This window comes from Promicromonospora kroppenstedtii DSM 19349, assembly GCF_000515355.1.
GTDB lineage: Bacteria > Actinomycetota > Actinomycetes > Actinomycetales > Cellulomonadaceae > Promicromonospora > Promicromonospora kroppenstedtii.
This window is the reverse complement of the sequence record NZ_KI911742.1, coordinates 1,752-3,875: the sequence shown is the minus strand read 5'-3', so window position 1 is coordinate 3,875 and position 2,124 is coordinate 1,752. Positions and strand designations below refer to the sequence as shown.

Genomic DNA, 2,124 nt, shown 5'->3' with positions numbered 1-2,124 from the left:
ACCCGCCGCCCGGCCCGCGGCCGCGCTGCTGGCCGACCTGGCCGCCGCCGGTGTCGCAGAGGCCGACCCGACCACGTGGTACGGCGTGGCCGGCGTCTCGAGCGAGGTGCCCCTGTGGGGTGCCACCGACACGGTGACCGTGTCACCGTCCAAGGTCGAGACGGTGACCACGTGCGCCCTGCGCTGGGCCTTCGAGGCGGCGGGCGGCACCAAGCCGGACGCCACCCACCAGACCCTCGGCACGCTGCTGCACTCGATCGCGCAGACGCACCCGAAGGGCTCGCTCACCGACCTGAAGCAGGAGCTGGACCGCCGCTGGCCCGAGCTCGCGCTGCCCGACGGCTGGCCTTCGCTGCAGCTGCGCAAGCGCGCCGAGCGCATGGTGGAGCGGCTCGCCGACTACCTGGGCGATGCCGGTGAGCCGCTGCTCGTCGAGGCCGACTTCGACCTGCGGGTGGGCCGTGCCCGGCTGCGCGGCCAGGTGGACCGCGTCGAGGACGCCGGCGACGGCAGCGTCACCGTGGCCGACCTTAAGACCGGCAAGACCGCCGCCAGCAAGGACAAGGCGGCCGAGAACCCGCAGCTCGGCGCCTACCAGCTCGCCGTCGAGGAGGGCGCGCTCGACCTGCCCGACGGCACGGTCAGCAAGGGCGCGAGCCTGGTCTACGTCGGCACCGAGACGGTCTCGGCGGGCGTGCGCAACCAGCCCGCGCTCGCCCCCGACGAGAACGGCGGGAGCTGGGCCCGCGACACCGTCGAGGGCGCGGCCGACACGATGGCCGCCGCGAGCTTCGCGGCGAGGAACAACGACCTCTGCGAGATGTGCGTGGTGCGCCGGTCCTGCCCGCTGCAGCCCGAAGGACGGAAGGTGGTCGAGTGATCGGGCACGAGCCGGAGATCCGCCTGTCGGCCCGCGCCATCGCGCGGCTGCTCGGGCGACACGAGCCCACCGACGAGCAGGTCCGCGTCATCGAGTCGCCCCTGGAGCCCGCGCTCGTCGTCGCGGGCGCCGGGTCCGGCAAGACCGAGACCATGGCCGCGCGCGTCGTGTGGCTCATCGCCAACAAGCTGGTCCAGCCCGAGCAGGTGCTCGGCCTCACCTTCACGCGCAAGGCCGCGGGCGAGCTCACCCAGCGCGTGCAGACCCGCCTGGCGCAGCTGGGCCGCGCGCTCGGCGAGGAGTCCGGCGAGGCCCTGGCCGGCCTGGACCTCGACCGGCCGACGGTCGCCACCTACAACGCCTACGCCGCCTCCCTGGTGGCCGACCACGGCCTGCGCCTGGGCGTCGAGCCCAGCGCCCGGCTGCTCGGCCAGGCCGAGCAGTGGCAGCTCGCGTCGCAGGTGGTGGAGTCCTGGGACGAGGACCTCGCCACCGACCGGGCGGTGAGCACCGTGACCGGGGCGGTCGTCGCGCTGTCCGACGCGCTCGGCGAGCACCTCGTCGACCCCGCTGACGCGCGGGCCCGCCTCACCGACATGGCCGAGCACCTCGAGTCGGTCCCGCTCGGTCCCAAGCAGCGCAAGCGCACCAAGGACGTCGACAAGCTCATCAGCTCGATCGCCGAACGGGCCCGGTTCGTGGACCTCGTGGTCGAGTACCGGCGCCGCAAGCGCATCGCCGAGGCGCTCGACTTCGGCGACCAGGTCTCGTTCGCCGCCCAGCTCGCCCGCGAGGTCCCGATGGTGGGCGCCGCCGAGCGGGCCCGGTTCGAGGTCGTGCTGCTCGACGAGTACCAGGACACCTCCTACGCCCAGGTCGAGCTGCTGTCCGGCCTGTTCGGCGGCGGGCACCCGGTCACCGCCGTCGGCGACCCGCACCAGTCCATCTACGGCTGGCGCGGTGCCTCCGCGGCGGGCCTGGCCCGCTTCCCCGACCGCTTCCAGCGCGACGACGGCTTCCCCGCCGCGGTGCACTACCTGTCCACCTCCTGGCGCAACGACGCCGCGATCCTCACGGCCGCGAACATCGTCTCGGGCCCGCTGCGCTCGCGGTCGGGCGCGGCCACGAACGTCGAGGTGCCGCCCCTGGACCTGCGGCCCGGGGCCGGCGAGGGCGTGGTGTCGGCGCACGTCGCCGCGACCCTGGAGGAGGAGGCCGAGGCCGTCGCCGAGTGGGTGGCTCAG

2 protein-coding genes are annotated in these 2,124 nt (G+C 74.7%); both read left to right on the top strand.

Annotation, left to right across the window (positions count from 1 at the left end; translation table 11 throughout):
- Positions 1–880, top strand: an 880-nt coding sequence (locus tag PROKR_RS23630; RefSeq protein WP_157602614.1) for a RecB family exonuclease, incomplete at its 5' end; no start/stop codon positions are given.
- Positions 877–2,124 (top strand): ATP-dependent helicase (locus PROKR_RS23625; protein ID WP_036968443.1); only part of this gene is annotated, 1,248 nt, incomplete at its 3' end. The genes PROKR_RS23630 and PROKR_RS23625, both read left to right, overlap by 4 nt.